The sequence below is a fragment of the Streptomyces sp. NPDC014995 genome, from assembly GCF_043080745.1.
Taxonomy (GTDB): Bacteria; Actinomycetota; Actinomycetes; order Streptomycetales; family Streptomycetaceae; genus Streptomyces.
Map to the genome: position 1 here is coordinate 233117 of NZ_JBIBVX010000007.1, position 14665 is coordinate 247781.

The 14665-nt window shown below is 73.4% G+C and carries 13 protein-coding genes; 3 read left to right on the forward strand and 10 right to left on the reverse strand.

Annotation, left to right across the window (positions count from 1 at the left end; translation table 11 throughout):
• Positions 1-279 precede the first annotated feature (279 nt).
• Genes pcaD through ACF1A1_RS16650 form a run of 7 tightly spaced genes read right to left on the reverse strand, consistent with a single transcriptional unit; the run spans position 280 to position 6786 of the window.
• Entirely contained in the window at positions 280-1419 is a 1140-nt protein-coding gene (gene pcaD, locus ACF1A1_RS16620) for a 3-oxoadipate enol-lactonase (RefSeq protein ID WP_392000483.1), read from the reverse strand.
• Complete coding sequence (pcaB, locus tag ACF1A1_RS16625) at positions 1416-2756, reverse strand: 3-carboxy-cis,cis-muconate cycloisomerase (protein WP_392000484.1); 1341 nt, start codon at positions 2754-2756, stop codon at positions 1416-1418. The genes pcaD and pcaB overlap by 4 nt, the downstream gene beginning before the upstream one ends.
• On the reverse strand, positions 2753-3358 hold the full coding sequence (gene pcaG / locus ACF1A1_RS16630; protein ID WP_392000486.1) for a protocatechuate 3,4-dioxygenase subunit alpha: 606 nt from the start codon (positions 3356-3358) through the stop codon (positions 2753-2755). The genes pcaB and pcaG overlap by 4 nt, the downstream gene beginning before the upstream one ends.
• 6 nt (positions 3359-3364) lie before the next feature.
• Positions 3365-4138 carry a protocatechuate 3,4-dioxygenase subunit beta gene (gene pcaH / locus ACF1A1_RS16635; RefSeq protein WP_392000487.1) on the reverse strand — a complete coding sequence of 258 codons (774 nt, stop codon included), beginning with the start codon at positions 4136-4138 and terminating at the stop codon, positions 3365-3367.
• Positions 4139-4146: 8 nt separating this feature from the next.
• Positions 4147-5349, reverse strand: coding sequence for a thiolase family protein (locus ACF1A1_RS16640; protein ID WP_392000488.1), 1203 nt, complete (start codon positions 5347-5349; stop codon positions 4147-4149).
• Between the two features lie 10 nt (positions 5350-5359).
• On the reverse strand, positions 5360-6004 hold the full coding sequence (locus tag ACF1A1_RS16645; protein WP_392000490.1) for a 3-oxoacid CoA-transferase subunit B: 645 nt from the start codon (positions 6002-6004) through the stop codon (positions 5360-5362).
• A gap of 2 nt (positions 6005-6006) precedes the next feature.
• Positions 6007-6786 (reverse strand): CoA transferase subunit A, encoded by a 780-nt coding sequence (locus ACF1A1_RS16650; protein WP_392000491.1) that lies wholly within the window; start codon positions 6784-6786, stop codon positions 6007-6009.
• A gap of 221 nt (positions 6787-7007) precedes the next feature.
• Here ACF1A1_RS16650 and ACF1A1_RS16655 point away from each other — a divergent pair, with 221 nt between their 5' ends.
• The gene (locus ACF1A1_RS16655) at positions 7008-7472 is read left to right on the forward strand and encodes a MarR family winged helix-turn-helix transcriptional regulator (RefSeq protein ID WP_392000493.1); all 465 of its coding nucleotides are present in this window, start codon (positions 7008-7010) and stop codon (positions 7470-7472) included.
• Between the two features lie 52 nt (positions 7473-7524).
• Here the strand turns inward: ACF1A1_RS16655 and ACF1A1_RS16660 are convergent, their stop codons facing one another.
• Entirely contained in the window at positions 7525-8466 is a 942-nt protein-coding gene (locus tag ACF1A1_RS16660; RefSeq protein ID WP_392000716.1) for a DUF3048 domain-containing protein, read from the reverse strand.
• 578 nt (positions 8467-9044) lie between these two features.
• Here ACF1A1_RS16660 and ACF1A1_RS16665 point away from each other — a divergent pair.
• On the forward strand, positions 9045-10235 hold the full coding sequence (locus tag ACF1A1_RS16665) for a zinc-dependent alcohol dehydrogenase (RefSeq protein WP_392000495.1): 1191 nt from the start codon (positions 9045-9047) through the stop codon (positions 10233-10235).
• 9 nt (positions 10236-10244) lie between these two features.
• On the opposite strand, the gene ACF1A1_RS16670 is transcribed toward ACF1A1_RS16665, so the two are convergent.
• Positions 10245-11342 (reverse strand): ATP-dependent DNA ligase, encoded by a 1098-nt coding sequence (locus tag ACF1A1_RS16670; protein ID WP_392000497.1) that lies wholly within the window; start codon positions 11340-11342, stop codon positions 10245-10247.
• Between the two features lie 84 nt (positions 11343-11426).
• Between ACF1A1_RS16670 and ligD the strand changes: the two genes are divergently transcribed.
• Positions 11427-12452, forward strand: coding sequence for a non-homologous end-joining DNA ligase (ligD, locus tag ACF1A1_RS16675; protein ID WP_392000499.1), 1026 nt, complete (start codon positions 11427-11429; stop codon positions 12450-12452).
• Here ligD and ACF1A1_RS16680 read toward each other — a convergent pair.
• Positions 12439-14643 (reverse strand): OmpL47-type beta-barrel domain-containing protein, encoded by a 2205-nt coding sequence (locus tag ACF1A1_RS16680; protein WP_392000501.1) that lies wholly within the window; start codon positions 14641-14643, stop codon positions 12439-12441. The genes ligD and ACF1A1_RS16680 overlap by 14 nt on opposite strands.
• Positions 14644-14665: the final 22 nt, after the last annotated feature.

A 14665-nucleotide genomic window follows, 5' to 3' on the forward strand; every position in this document is an offset into this window, starting at 1 on the left:
CCTGGGGCCTGGCGTGCCCGGTCACGGTGGTTGGGCCGGGTGCCACGACCCGCCCCGCTCGCGGTGGTCGGGTCGGTGCCTGGCGCCTCCGGCCGTGGTGGTTCGGGCCGGGCCCGCCACGCGCCCGCTCGTGGCGGTCGGGCCGGGCCGCAACGCGCCCGCTCGCGGCGGCCCGGCCGGGGCCCGACGCGTCCGCTGCGGTGGGCGGCCTCTCGTCGGGGTGAACGGGGGTCAGGCGCCGAGGAGTCGGCGCGCCAACCGCGTGCACGACCCGCGGGGTCACCCCAGGCCCGGCTCGTCCTCCTCGGCCAGTACCCGCTGGGCCGTCGCGAACGCCGAGTTCGCCGCCGGGACCCCGCAGTACACGGCCGTCTGGAGCAGGACGGCGCCGATCTCCTCCGGGGAGAGCCCGTTGCGCCGGGCCGCCCGTACGTGCATGGCCAGCTCGTCGTAGTGGCCGTGCGCGACCAGCGCGGTCAGCGTGATCATGCTGCGCTCGCGGCGGCTGAGGGTCGGGTCGGTCCAGATCTCCCCCCAGGCGTAGCGCGAGATGAAGTCCTGGAAGCGGGCGGTGAAGGGGGTCTGCCGGGCCTGCGCCCGGTCCACGTGCGCGTCGCCGAGCACCTGCCGCCGCACCGCCATGCCCCGCCCGGCCCTGCCGGCGGCTCCGTCGAAGTGGGCCCGCATCGCGGTCAGCACGGCCTCGGGGCGCTCGGCCGGCGCGAGGTGGGAGGCGCCCGGGATCTCGACCAGCGCGGCGCCCGGCACCGCGTCGGCGATCTCCCGCAGATGCGCGGGCGGTGTCGCCGGATCCTCGCGGCCGGCGACCAGCAGGGCCGGCACGGCGATCTCGGGCAGCCGCTCCCGCAGGTCGAACGCGGCGAGGGCGTCGCAGCAGGCGGCGTACGCCCCGGGGTCGGCGGCGCGGTGGTCGGCGACCAGCTCGGGCACGGTGAAACCGGGCGTGAACCAGCGGGCGTTCGCGCTCTCCGCCAGCCCGGCCAGCCCCTCGCGCCGCACCAGCGCGGCCCGCTCCCGCCACGGCCCGGCCCCGTTGAAGTGGGCCGACGAGCAGATCACCGCCAGGGACGACACCCGCTCGGGGTGGTGCAGCGCGAGGTGGAGCCCGACCGCCCCGCCCAGGGACACCCCGGCGTACGCGAACCGCTCCAGGCCGAGCGAGTCGGCGAGGGCCAGCACCAGGCCGGCCAGATCGCCGACGGTGGCGCCGGGACCGATCAGACCGGCGGCGGAACCGCCGTGCCCCGGCAGGTCCCAGCGGACCACCCGGTGCGTGATCGACAGCTCGGGCGCGACCTTGTCCCACAGGGCGTACGAGGTGCCCAGGGAGGGCCCGAGCAGCAGCGGGGGAGCGGAAGCGGGCCCCTCGGCGCGGTGGTTGAGCAGTTTCTCGGTCAACGTCGCTCCAGCGCACGGTCGGTGAGGGCTCCGGCGGAGCCGGTGTAACGGGCGGGGTCGGTGAGGTCGCCGAGATCGACGTCCTGCAACTTCGGTTCCTCGGCGAGGAGTTCGGCGAGGGGGCGGCCCTCGGCGTAGGTGCGCGGTGCCAGCCGGGTGAGGAGTTCCCGGGCGCGGGCGCGGCCGAGCACGGCCGACAGCCCGGCGGACAGCCGCTCGGAGACGATCAGCCCGTGGGTGAGGCCGAGGTGCGCGCGCATGGCGTCCGGGTGCACCCGCAGCCCCTCCGACAGCTCGGCGGCGTCCCGGGCGGCCCCGCCGACCAGCCGCAGCAGGTCCCGCAGCGGCTCCCACTCGGCGTGCCAGGCACCGGCGGGCCGCTCGTCCTCGGCGGCCAGCGACCCGTACAGCGTGGCCGCGAGCTGCGGGGCGCGCCGGGCGGCGGCCGCGATCAGCGTGGACCGCACCGGGTTCGCCTTGTGCGGCATGGCCGAGGAACCGCCCCCGCTGCCCTCCGCGACCTCGGCGATCTCGGTCCGGGCGAGGGTGAGGACGTCGGCCGCGAGCTTGCCCAGCGCGCCGGCCGTGAAGGCCAGGCATCCGGCGAGATCGGCGATCGGCGTCCGCAGGGTGTGCCACGGCAAGCGGGGGGCCCGCAGGCCGAGTTCACGGGCGTAGGCGGCGGGCAGCGCGGTCGCGTCCTCGGCGCCGTACGCGGTGAAGGCGGCCAGCGTGCCCGCCGCTCCGCCGAGTTGTGCGGGCAGGCCGTCGCGTACGGCCGTCACCCGGTCCCGCGCGTCCAGCACCAGCGACCGCCATCCGGCCGCCTTCAGCCCGAAGGACGTCGGTACGGCGTGCTGGGTGAGCGTGCGCCCCGGCATCGGCGTGTCCCGGTGCTCGGCGGCGAGCCGCGCCAGCGCCTGCCCGCTGCGGCCGAGGTCGGCCAGGACCAGGTCCAGGGTGCGCACCGCGACCAGCATGGTGGCCGTGTCCATGATGTCCTGGCTGGTCGCGCCCCGGTGGACGTACGGCCCGTACTGCCCGCCGACCGCCTCGGTGAGGTCCGCGACCAGCGGGATCACCGGGTTCCCGCCGCCCCGGGCGCGCTCGGCGAGGGACCGCACGTCGAAGGCGCCGCGGGCGGCTGCCGTCACCGCCGCCCCGGCCCCCGGCGGGGCCAGCCCCAGGGACTCCTGGGCGCGGGTCAGCGCGGCCTCCGCGTCCAGCAGCGCCCGCAGGAAGGCGCCGTCGCCGGTCGCGGAGGCGGCGGGGGAGCCGGTCCACCCGGGGGCGAGCAGACCGGCGCCGGACGGGACGTCGGGGGGCACAGGTGTCACTGGAACTCCAGGAAGACCGTTTCGCCTTCGCCCTGAAGGCGGATGTCGAAACGGTAGGTGCCCAGCTCGTCGGCCGTGGCGACCAGCGTGGCGCGGCGCGCCTCGTCGAGCCGGGACAGCAGCGGGTCCGCGGCCAGCGCGGTCGTGTCCTCCGGGAGGTAGATGCGGGTGAACAGGTGCACGAGCAGTCCGCGCGCGAAGACGCACACGCTGAGGTAGGGGGCGCTCCGCCCGCGCGCGCCGGGGCGCAGCGTGCGCGCGGACCAGTGGCCGTTGACGTCCGTCTGGACACGGCCCCAGCCGGTGAACTCCACCCCGTTGCGGCCGAGGAAGCCGCCGCTGGCCGGGTCGCGCCGCATGGAGCCGTCGACCCGCGGCAGCCGGCCGTCCGGATCCGGGCCCCACAGCTCCACGAACGCGTCCGGCAGCGGGTTGCCCTCGCCGTCGTAGACGTATCCGCGCAGGGCGATCGTGTCCGGGTGACCGGCCGGGGCGATGTCGCCGCCGCCGGGGAACGGCAGGGCGTGGCCGTAGAAGGGGCCGACCGTGTGCGACGGCGTGGGCAGCACGGTCTCCGGACGGCTTGTGTCGATCTTCGTCATGGCAGGTCAGCGTCCCTCTTCGATCCAGGTGGCGTGCGGCCCGTCGAGCACGATGTCCCAGTGGTAGCCCATCGAGAACTCCGGCACCGACAGGCTGTGGTCGTACGTCGCCACCAGACGCTGCCGGGCGGCGTCGTCCGTCACCGACTGGATGATCGGGTCGTACGGGAACAGCGGGTCGCTCGGGAAGTACATCTGCGTCACCAGCCGCTGGGTGAACGCCGTACCGAACAGCGAGAAGTGGATGTGGGCCGGCCGCCAGGCGTTCACGTGCTGGCGCCACGGGTAGGGGCCCGGCTGGATGGTGGTGAAGCGGTAGTGGCCGTTGTCGTCCGTGAGGGTGCGGCCGACGCCGGTGAAGTTCGGGTCCAGCGGGGCGTCGTGCTGCTCGCGCTGGTGGGCGTACCGGCCCGCCGAGTTGGCCTGCCAGATCTCGATCAGCTGGCCGCGGACCGGGCGGCCGTCGCGGTCCAGCAGCCGGCCGGAGACGGTGATGCGCTCGCCGATCGGCTCGCCGTGGTGCTGCCGGGTGAGGTCGTTGTCGATCTCGGTGATGTCGCGCTCGCCGAAGGCGGGGGAGGCGAGCTCCACCAGCTCCGGGTCCTTGCTGACGTCGATCGCGACCGGCGGCTGCTTCGGGTGGCGCAGCACGGAGGAGCGGTAGGGCCCGTAGTCGCGGCGCGGGTGGTGCTCGACGGGGGCGCCGTCGGCGATCCGCTTCTCGTAGGCGGCGTGCTCGGCCGCGATCTCCAGGTCGATGTCCGCTTGGGTGAGAGTCATGGGGGTTCCTAGCGTTCGAGAACGAGGGCGAGGCCCTGGCCCACGCCGATGCAGAGGGTGGCGACGCCGGTTCCGCCGCCGCGGCGGGCGAGTTGGTGGGCGACCGTACCGGCGAGGCGGGCACCGGAGGCGCCGAGCGGGTGGCCGAGGGCGATCGCTCCGCCCTGCGGGTTGAGGATCGCGGGGTCGAACTCGGGCCACTCGGCCACACAGCCCAGCACCTGGGCGGCGAAGGCCTCGTTCAGCTCCAGCACCGACAGATCGCCGAATCCCCTGCCCGCCTTGGCGAGGGCGCGGTTGACCGCCTCGACGGGGGCGAGCCCGAAGTAGTGCGGGTCGGTCGCCGACACCCCGGTGGCGGACACCCGGGCGAGCGGTTCGCGGCCGGTGGCCCTCAGGCCCTCCTCGTCGACCAGCAGCAGGGCCGCCGCGCCGTCGTTGAGGGGCGAGGCGTTTCCGGCCGTCACCGTGCCGTTCTCCGTGCGGAAGGAGGGCTTCAGCCCGGCCATCGCGGCCAGTGACGCGTCGGGCCGTACGCTCTCGTCGGCGGCGAGGACCACCGGGTCGCCCTTGCGCCGCGGGATCGACACCGGCGCCAGCTCGGCGTCGAACCGGCCCCCGGCCCGCGCCTCGGCCGCCTTGCGGTGGGAGGCGAGCGCGAACTCGTCCTGCTGCTCGCGGCCGATCTTGTGCTTCTCGGCGATGAGTTCGGCGGACTCGCCGAGCGGGACGGTCCACTGCGGGTCCATCCTCGGATTGACCATCCGCCAGCCCAGGGTGGTCGAGTACAGCTCCGCGTGCCCCGCCGGGAACGGCCTGTCGCTCTTGGGCAGGACGTAGGGTGCGCGGGTCATCGACTCCACGCCGCCCGCCACGGCGATCGACGCGTCCCCGACGGCGATGGCCCGGGCGGCCTGGATCACGGCCTCCAGGCCCGAGGCGCACAGCCGGTTCACGGTCACGCCCGGCACGGAGGTCGGCAGGCCCGCCAGGAGCGCGGCCATACGGCCGACGTTGCGGTTCTCCTCGCCGGCGCCGTTGGCGTTGCCGACGTACACGTCCTCGATCCGCGAGGGGTCCAGCTGCGGTGTGCGGGCGAGGAGTTCGCGGATGGCGTGGGCGGCCAGGTCGTCCGGGCGCACGCTCGCCAGAGCGCCGTTGTACCGGCCGATCGGTGTGCGGACGGCGTCGACGATGTAGACGTCCTTCATTCCGGGTTCCTCACTTCAGGTGGTCCGCGACGATCAGTTTGGCGTCGGTCCTGGCGGTGATCTCGTCGACGCCCACACCGGGCGCGGTCTCGACGAGGACCAGGCCGTCGGGGGTGACCTCGAGGACGCCGAGGTCGGTGATGATCCGGTTCACACAGCTTCTGCCGGTGAGCGGCAGCGCGCACTCGGTGAGGATCTTCGGGTTGCCGTCCTTGGCGGTGTGCGTCATGACGACGATGACCGTACGGGCGCCGTGGACCAGGTCCATCGCCCCGCCGATCCCAGTGATCATTTTGCCGGGGATCGCCCAGTTGGCCAGGTCACCCCGCTCGGACACCTGCATCGCGCCGAGCACGGCGACGTCGATGTGCCCGCCCCGGATCATCGAGAAGGACAGGGAGGAGTCGAAGAAGGAGGCGCCCGGCAGGACCGTCACGGTCTCCTTGCCGGCGTTGATCAGATCCGGGTCGACCTCGTCCTCGGTGGGGTAGGGGCCGGTGCCGAGGATGCCGTTCTCCGACTCGAGGACCACCTCGACGCCCGGCGGCAGGTAGTTCGGGATCAGCGTCGGCAGACCGATGCCCAGATTGACGTACTGACCGTCGTGCAGCTCGCGAGCGGCCCGCGCGGCCATCTCTTCCCGCGTCCACGCCATGACTAGCTCTCCGTCCCTCGCGCCGCAGGCGCGGACACCGTGCGCCGTTCGATCCGCTTGTCGGCGGCCTGCTCCGGCGTGAGCGCCACCACCCGCTGGACGAAGATCCCCGGCAGGTGCACGGCGTCCGGCTCGATCTCGCCGGGCTCCACCAGTTCCTCCACCTCGGCGATGGTCACCCGGCCCGCCATGGCGGCCAGGGGGTTGAAGTTCCGGGCGGACCTGTTGAAGACCAGGTTGCCGTGCCGGTCGCCCTTCGCCGCCCTGACCAGCGCGAAGTCGGTGCGGATGCCGCGCTCCAGCACGTACTCGGTGCCGTCGAACTCGCGCACCTCCTTCGGCGGCGAGGCCAGCGCCACACCGCCGGAGCCGTCGTAGCGCCAGGGCAGTCCGCCGTCGGCGACCTGGGTGCCCACACCGGCCGGGGTGTAGAAGGCGGGGATGCCGGCGCCGCCGGCCCGCAGCCGCTCGGCCAGCGTGCCCTGCGGGATCATCTCGACCTCCAGCTCGCCGGCCAGGTACTGGCGGGCGAACTCCTTGTTGGCCCCGATGTAGGAGCCGGTCACCCGGGCGATCCGGCCCGCTGACAGCAGCACCGCCAGCCCCGACTCCATGGCCCCGCAGTTGTTGGAGACGACGCTCAGCCCGCCGGTCCCGCGCTCGTACAGCGCCTGGATCAGTACGTTCGGCACACCGCTCAACCCGAAGCCGCCCACCGCGAGCGACGCGCCGTCCGGCACATCGGCCACGGCCCGCAGGGCCGTGGCGACCACCTTGTCCATCCGTGAAGCCCCATCCCGTCCGAGCGCCCGACGCGGCCAAGGGCCGGTGATTAGTCAGGGCACTGATTATTTCAGCGAGGTGTCCCTCACGCTGCCACCGGAGGGACCGGGCGTCAAGGTCTTGGAGAAAGGCGAGGTCAGCTCACACGGCGACCTCAAGACAGTCGTAGCGGCTGCGAGTATTGTTCAGTGCACCAACGAATACGACCTCGGGAGCACGCATGGCCGCGGTGGATCTCACCACCCACCCCGGGCACCTGGCCCGGCGGCTGCAGCAGGCGCACTACCTGCTGTGGAACACGATGGTCTCCGAGGAGATCACCTCACCGCAGTTCGCGGTCCTGAACGCGCTCGTCGCCGAACCCGGCCTCGACCAGCGCACCGTGGGCGAGCGGGTCGGGCTCGACCGCTCCACCATCGCCGAGGTGATCAGCCGGCTGGGCCGGCGCGGACTGCTCGACAAGGTCCGCGACCCACAGGACGGCCGCCGTTTCCTGCTGCGCCTCACCGACGAGGGGCTGCGCACCCACCGCAAGCTGTCCGTGCGCACGGCCCGGATGAACCAGGTCTTCCTGGCCCCGCTCTCCGCCGAGGAGCAGACCGTGTTCTTCGACCTGATCCGGCGGGTCGCGGACGCGGCCGAGGGGCTGCGCAACCCGGCGGAACCCGTCACCACCCCCTCCTGACCGTCCCCGGCACCACCCCCGCCTGACCGCCCCCGGCGCCTCCCGGCCCGCCTCACGCCTTCACGAACACCACCCACACCTGGCCCTCGGCGAAGGCGACGCGCTTGCCGTCCCGGGTCGTGAACTGCGTGCCGTCCGTGGCCGCGGCCCGCTTCCAGGTCACGTCGTGGGCGCGCCCGTCGCGCAGCACCTCCGCCCTGCCCGAGCCCACCGTCTCGGTGTACGGCGTGTTGTTGCCGAGGAAGTCCCGGAAGGCCGACGGCCGCACCCTGACGTACTGCACGACCACCGTCGCCGGTGCCACCGGCCCCGCGTCGGTGGTGACCGTCGCCCGGCCGTCCGTCGACACCAGCCAGCGCTGCCGGTCCTCGGACCAGGTGAAGGTGAAGCGGACCGCCGGGTAACGCACGGTCCGCGAGGCCTGCGCCGTGCCTCCGGCGGGCGCGGCCCCGTGGTCGAAGCCGGTGGTCAGCGCGGCCGCGCCCGGCGCGGCGGGCAGGAGCCGCTCGGGGCGCAGATAGAGGTTGTGGGGCGCGGGCCGGCCCGGTCCCCGGTAGTAGGCGCCCTGCACCTCGCCGGGCGCGACCGCCTCCAGCGGCGCCCTGTCGATCAGCGGCAGCAGCTTGCCCTGCGCCCCGGAGAAGGCCAGCACCGGCCGGTCGAACTGGCGCAGCAGCTCCAGGTCGGACTCACGGGCGCTGCGCACCGGCCCGACGGCCTTCGGCAGCTTCGTCGCGTACACCGCCATCAGCCGGCTCAGACCGCCCTCGACCTGCTCGACGTAGACGACGTCCGCGGCGTTCAGGCCGGTGTGCGGCCGGGCGGCGGCGGCGTTGTCGATCTTCACGGCGAGCACCGGGCGGGCGGCGGCCGGACTGACGACGCCACTGCGGGCCGGCTCGCGGACCGGGGGACGCCCGTCGTCGGCCGGTCCGCCTCCCGTGGTGCAGCCCGCCGCCAGAGAGACCGCGACCGTGGCGAGCGCCGTGGCCAGGACGGTCGCCGGGGTGCGTCCGGGGCGGGGTCTGCGGCGCGTTCCGCGGCGGGTTCCGCGGCGCGCCGTGCGTCTCGCGTCCGCCGTCGTCGCGTCCTGCGTCGTCGCGTCCTGCGTCGGTGCGGGTGCGTCTGTACTCGTCGCGTGTGCCGTCGGCGCGTCCGTCTTCCCTGCGTTCGCCGACGTACCGCCTGCTGACGCCGCGGCTGCTGACGCCCCGCCTGCTGACGCCGCGTCTGTCGTCGTCGCGTCCGCCGTCGGCGGGTCCGTCCTTGTCGCAGCCACGTCCGCAGCCACGTCCGGGTCCGCGTCCGGGTCCGCGCGCGCCTGCGCGGTCGGCGCGTCCGTCGTCGCCAGGTCCATCGCCACCACCCCGTTCCGTGCCTTGATTGTGCGCTTATCCGCTCTTTGATGGCCATAGCTGATCGGTTTCGATCGTTCGCGCAGGATGGGGTGATCGGTCCGGATCGGGTGGGAAGCGCGGTTCGCAACCGGGTCGTCGGGTACCCGGGCGTAACCCAGGGCCCGGCCCCCCGACACGGCGGGACCCCCGAACTCGGTGGAGGGAGCGCGGCACGATGAAGGCAGTGACCTGGCAGGGGAAGCGGGACGTGCGGGTGGAGACCGTGCCGGACCCGGCGATCCAGGAACCGACGGACGCCGTCATCCGCGTCACGTCCACCGGACTGTGCGGTTCCGACCTGCACCTCTACGAGGTGCTCACCCCGTTCATGACCCCGGGCGACATCATCGGCCACGAAGCCATGGGCATCGTCGAGGAGGTCGGCCCCGGGGTGCCCGACCTGAAGGCCGGCGACCGGGTCGTGGTGCCGTTCCAGATCGCCTGCGGCGGCTGCTGGATGTGCCTGAACGCCCTGCCCACGCAGTGCGAGACCACCCAGGTCCATGGCGAGGGCATGGGCGCCGCCCTGTTCGGCTACACCCGCCTGTACGGCGCGGTGCCCGGCGGCCAGGCCGAGTACCTGCGCATCCCGCAGGCCCAGTTCGGCCCCATCCAGGTCCCGGAGGGCCCGCCCGACGACCGCTTCGTCTACCTCTCCGACGTCCTGCCCACCGCCTGGCAGGCGGTCTCCTACGCCGACATCCCCGAGGGCGGCAGCGTCGCCGTGCTCGGCCTCGGCCCCATCGGCGACATGGCCTGCCGGGTCGCCCAGGTGCGCGGCGCCGGGCGGGTGTTCGGCGTGGACCTGGTCGGCGACCGGCTGCGCCGGGCCCGCGCGCGGGGTGTGGAGACGTACGACCTGCGCAGCTTCGACAGCGAGAAGGAACTGGTCGCCGCGATCCGCGACGAGACCGACGGCCGCGGCCCCGACGCCGTGATCGACGCCGTCGGCACCGAGGCCCACGGCAGCGCCGCCGCCCGCCTCGTGCAGAACGCCTCCGCCCTGCTGCCCCGCAAGATCGGCGGCCCCCTCGCGGAGCGCTTCAGCATCGACCGGCTCGCCGCCCTGCACACCGCCATCGAGCTGGTACGCCGTGGTGGCACCCTGTCCCTGGTCGGCGTCTACGGCGGCATGGCCGACCCGCTGCCCATGCTCACCATGTTCGACAAGCAGCTGCAGATCCGGATGGGCCAGGCCAACGTACGCCGCTGGAGCGACGACATCATGCCGTACCTCACCGACGAGGACCCCCTCGGCGTCGACGACTTCGCCACCCACCGGCTGCCGCTGTCGCAGGCGCCGAAGGCCTACGAGATGTTCCAGCAGAAGCGGGACGGAGCGGTGAAGATCCTCATGACGCCGTGAGTCAGGCGATCAGGCGCCGGACCCCGCCGGTGGCGTCCGGGGCGGGCTGCCGAGAATCTCCGCGAGGTCGTAGCGCACCGGCTCCTCCAGCTGCGCGTACGTGCAGCTCTCCGGATCGCGGTCCGGGCGCCAGCGGCGGAAGCGGGCGGTGTGCCGGAAGCGCGCCCCGTTCTCCATGTGGTCGTACGCGACCTCCGCCACCCGCTCCGGCCTGAGCGGCACCCAGGAGAGGTCCTTCTTGCCCGACCAGCGGCTCGGCGCGCCGGGCAGCCGGGCCGTCTCGTGCGCGGCCTCGTCCGACCAGGCAGCCCAGGGATGACCCTCCGCGTCCTCCATGCGCAGCGGCTCCAGCTCCTCGACCAGTTCCGCCCGGCGCCTCATGGAGAACGCGGCGGACACGCCCACGTGCTGGAGGGCGCCCCGGTCGTCGTACAGGCCCAGCAGCAGCGAGCCGACCACCGGACCGCTCTTGTGCAGCCGGTAGCCGGCCACGACCACGTCCGCCGTGCGCTCGTGCTTGACCTTGAACATGGCCCGCTCGTCCTGGAGGTAGGGCAGCGTCAGCGGCTTGGCGATCACACCGTCCAGGCCCGCCCCCTCGTACTCCTCGAACCACTGCCGCGCCACCTCGACCTCCGTGGTCGCCGGGGCCAGGTGCACGGGCGGCGTCACCCCGGCCAGCGCCCTGGCCAGCAGCGCCCGCCGGTCGCTCAGCGGCACGTCGAGCAGCGACTCGTCGGCCAGCGCCAGCAGGTCGAAGGCGACGAAGGACGCCGGGGTCCGCTCGGCGAGCGTGCGCACCCGGGAGTCCGCCGGGTGGATGCGCTCGGTCAGCGCGTCGAAGTCCAGCCGCCCCTCCCGCGCGATCACGATCTCCCCGTCCAGCACGCACCGCTCCGGCACCCGCTCCCCGAGCGCCCGCACCAGCTCGGGAAAGTACCTGGTCAGCGGCTTGCCCGTGCGGCTGCCCAGCTCGACGTCCATCCCGTCACGGAACACGATCGCCCGGAACCCGTCCCACTTCGCCTCGTACTGCATGCCCGGCGGGATCACCGTCACGGACTTGGCGAGCATCGGCTTCACGGGCGGCATCACCGGCAGATCCATGGTCCGATTCTGCGCCCACAATGCCCGCAATGCGAGGAACGCCCCGGTGTGCGAGCTGTGAGAGGTGCGCCTACCGTGGCTCGCATGGCGGATGCGGTGGAACTGGAGGCGGGCGGCCGGACCGTGCGGCTGTCCAGCCCGGACAAGGTCTTCTTCCCGGAGCGCGGATTCACCAAGCTGGACCTCGCCCGGTACTACCAGGCGGTCGCCCCCGGCATCCTGCGCGCCCTGCGCGACCGCCCCACCACCCTCGAGCGCTACCCGGACGGCGTGGGCGGCGAGTCCTTCTTCCAGAAACGGGCCCCGAAGAGCATGCCCGACTGGATCCCCACCGCCCACATCACCTTCCCCAGCGGCCGCACCGCCGACGAGATGTGCCCCACCGAGGAGGCCGCCGTCCTGTGGGCCGCCCAGTACGGCACCCTCACCTTCCACCCCTGGCCGGTCCGCCGCACCGACGTCGACCACCCCGACGAACTCCGCATCGACCTCGACCCGCAGCCCGGCACCGACTACGACGACGCCGTCCGCGCCGCCCACGAACTGCGCGCCGTCCTCGACGAGTTCGGCGGCCTGCGCGGCTGGCCCAAGACCTCCGGCGGCCGCGGCCTGCACGTCTTCGTGCCGATCGAGCCGCGCTGGACCTTCACCCAGGTCCGGCGCGCCGCCATCGCCGTCGGCCGGGAGATGGAACGCCGCATGCCGGACCGGGTGACGATCAAGTGGTGGAAGGAGGAACGCGGACGCCGCATCTTCCTGGACTACAACCAGACGGCGCGGGACCGCACCATCGCCTCCGCCTACTCCGTACGGCCCTGGCCGCACGCCCCCGTCTCCGCCCCCCTGCGCTGGGAGGAGGTCGGCCAGGCCCGCCCCCGCGACTTCGACATCGCGTCCATGCCCGCCCGCTACGCCGGACTCGGCGACGTGCACGCCGACATGGACGACCACGCCTACTCCCTGGAAGCGCTGCTGGAACTGGCCACCAAGGACGAACACGACCACGGACTCGGCGATCTGCCGTACCCGCCCGAGTATCCGAAGATGCCGGGCGAACCCAGGCGGGTACAGCCGAGCCGGGCCAGGAAGGCGCCGCCTACAGCTCCTTGATCCGGATGTCGCGGTACGACACCACGTCCGTCGTGCCGTGCACCTGGAGCCCGATGTAGCCGGAGGCGAACCGCCGCCCGTCCGTCCCCGGGTCGTCGGCGCGCGGCGGGGCGAAGGCCAGGCCGCCGACGTTGTCGAACTCGTTGATCAGCACGCCGTTGCGGTACACCGAGTAGTGCTGGCCGACCACGCGGATCTCGTAGTCGTTCCAGGTGCCCTTCTGCGTCACACCGGCACCGGCGAGCCCCACCCGGTCGAAGCCGTAGACCGAGCCCGTCTTGTACTGGTCGCCGTCCGGACGGTCCAGCACCTGCACCTCGTGCCCGTACTTGATGGCGGCCCACTCCGGACGCGGCTCCTCGGGATGACCGTGGACCCACGGGAAGCGCACGAACACCCCGGAGTTGGCGTTGCCCGTGCCGGGAGCGTCGTCACGCCACTGGAGCCTGAGCGAGAAGTCGCCGTACGTACGCTGCGGGAACCACAGCATGCCCAGGCCGGGCCTCGTCGTGCCCGAGGTGATCGACCCGTCGGCGTTCAGGGCGAACGAGCCGCCGCCGGCCTGCTCCCACCGCGCGAAGGACTCCGCGCTGCCGTCGAGGATCGTGCGGTAGCCCTCCGTCTGCCCCGGCCTGCCGATACCGGACGCGCGGGCCGCCTCCAGGACGGCGTCGTGCTCCCGATCGTCGAGGACCCCCTCCCTGAACAGCCGGTCCAGGACGGTCCTCACATGCTTGAGGAAGAGCGCGTGGGACGTCCACTCCTTCTCGTCCTCGATCAACTCGTTGATCCGGCACCGGTTGTCGGTCACCCGGTTCGGCACGCCCGTGTCGACCGTGCCGACGATCACCGTCAACCGCTCGTCCCACTCGGGGCAGTGCGGCGCGGGCACCCCACCGCCGGCCACCACGCCGAACATCACGCTGAGCGCCGCCGAGGTGTTGCCCGCCCTGTCGCTCGCCCGGTAGGCCACGGTGTGCGTACCGACCCGGTCGACGACCACGGGAGCGCCGTACGCCAGGTACGGCCCGCCGTCGAGCGAGTACTCGATGCCGGCCACCCCCGAACCGCCGTGGTCCGTCGCGCTGACGGTCACCCGCGCACTGCCGACGTACGCGCCGGAGGAGTCGCGGGTGCCGTCGACGGTCACACCCGTCACCGGGGGAGTGGTGTCCCGCGGGGGAGCGGCGACGACCGTGAAGGTGACGGTCTTCTCGGCGGAGACGTTGCCCGCCTTGTCGGTGGCGCGGTAGCGGACGGTGTGGGTGCCGGGCCGGTGGACCATCACGGGGGCGGTATACGGTATCCAGTCGGCCGTGGGGGCGACCGCGTACTGGATACGGTCGACGCCCGACTGCATGTCGGACGCGGTCACGGTGACCGTGGCCATGTCCACGTACGCCCCGTCGGCGTTCTGCTCCCCGCTGACCGTCGCCGACGTCTCCGGCGGTGCGGTGTCGTCCGTCGGCGGCGCGACCACGGTGAACTCGACGCTCTTCTCCGCCGAGACGTTGCCGGCCCTGTCGAACGCCCGGTGGCGGATCCTGTGGCGGCCGAGCTGGTCGACGACGACCGGCGCGGTGTACGGGATCCAGGCGCCCGCCTCGCCGACCGCATACTGGATCCTGTCCACCCCCGACCCGCCTGCGTCGTCCGTCGCCCCGATCGCGACGCTCGCCGACCCCACGTACTCACCCTGGGCGTTCTGCGCCCCGCTCACCGTCGCCGACGTCTTCGGCGGTGTCGTGTCCCCGCCGCCGCCCTCGGTGACCACGAGGATGCCCTGCATCTGCCCGTGGCCGGGGATCGTGCAGTGGTAGAAGTAGCGGCCCGGGGTGAGCGTGACCTCGGCGGTGTGGCGGCCGCCCCGGTCGTCGGCCGGGTTGGCGAGGATGTTGAGCTGGACGTCGCCGTTGAACTCGGGATCGGAGGTCACGAACGTCAACGTGTGCGGCATCCCGGTGGTGTTGCCGGTCGCCGCGCTGTTCTCGAAGACGATCGTCGCCGCTCCCGCCACCGCCGTCGCGGGCGCCGAGGTGTACTTCGTGATGTCGTCGCCGGCCGTCCAGGTGAGCACCTGCGCGGCGGCCCGGCCGGAGGGTTCGGTCCGTCCGGCCGCCGGCGCCGCCTGCAGGCCGAGCAGCACGAGCAGCGCCGCCAACAGGGCTCCGAGGGCTCGTCGTTGCGGCATCGTTCGGCTCGTCGTCATGTGG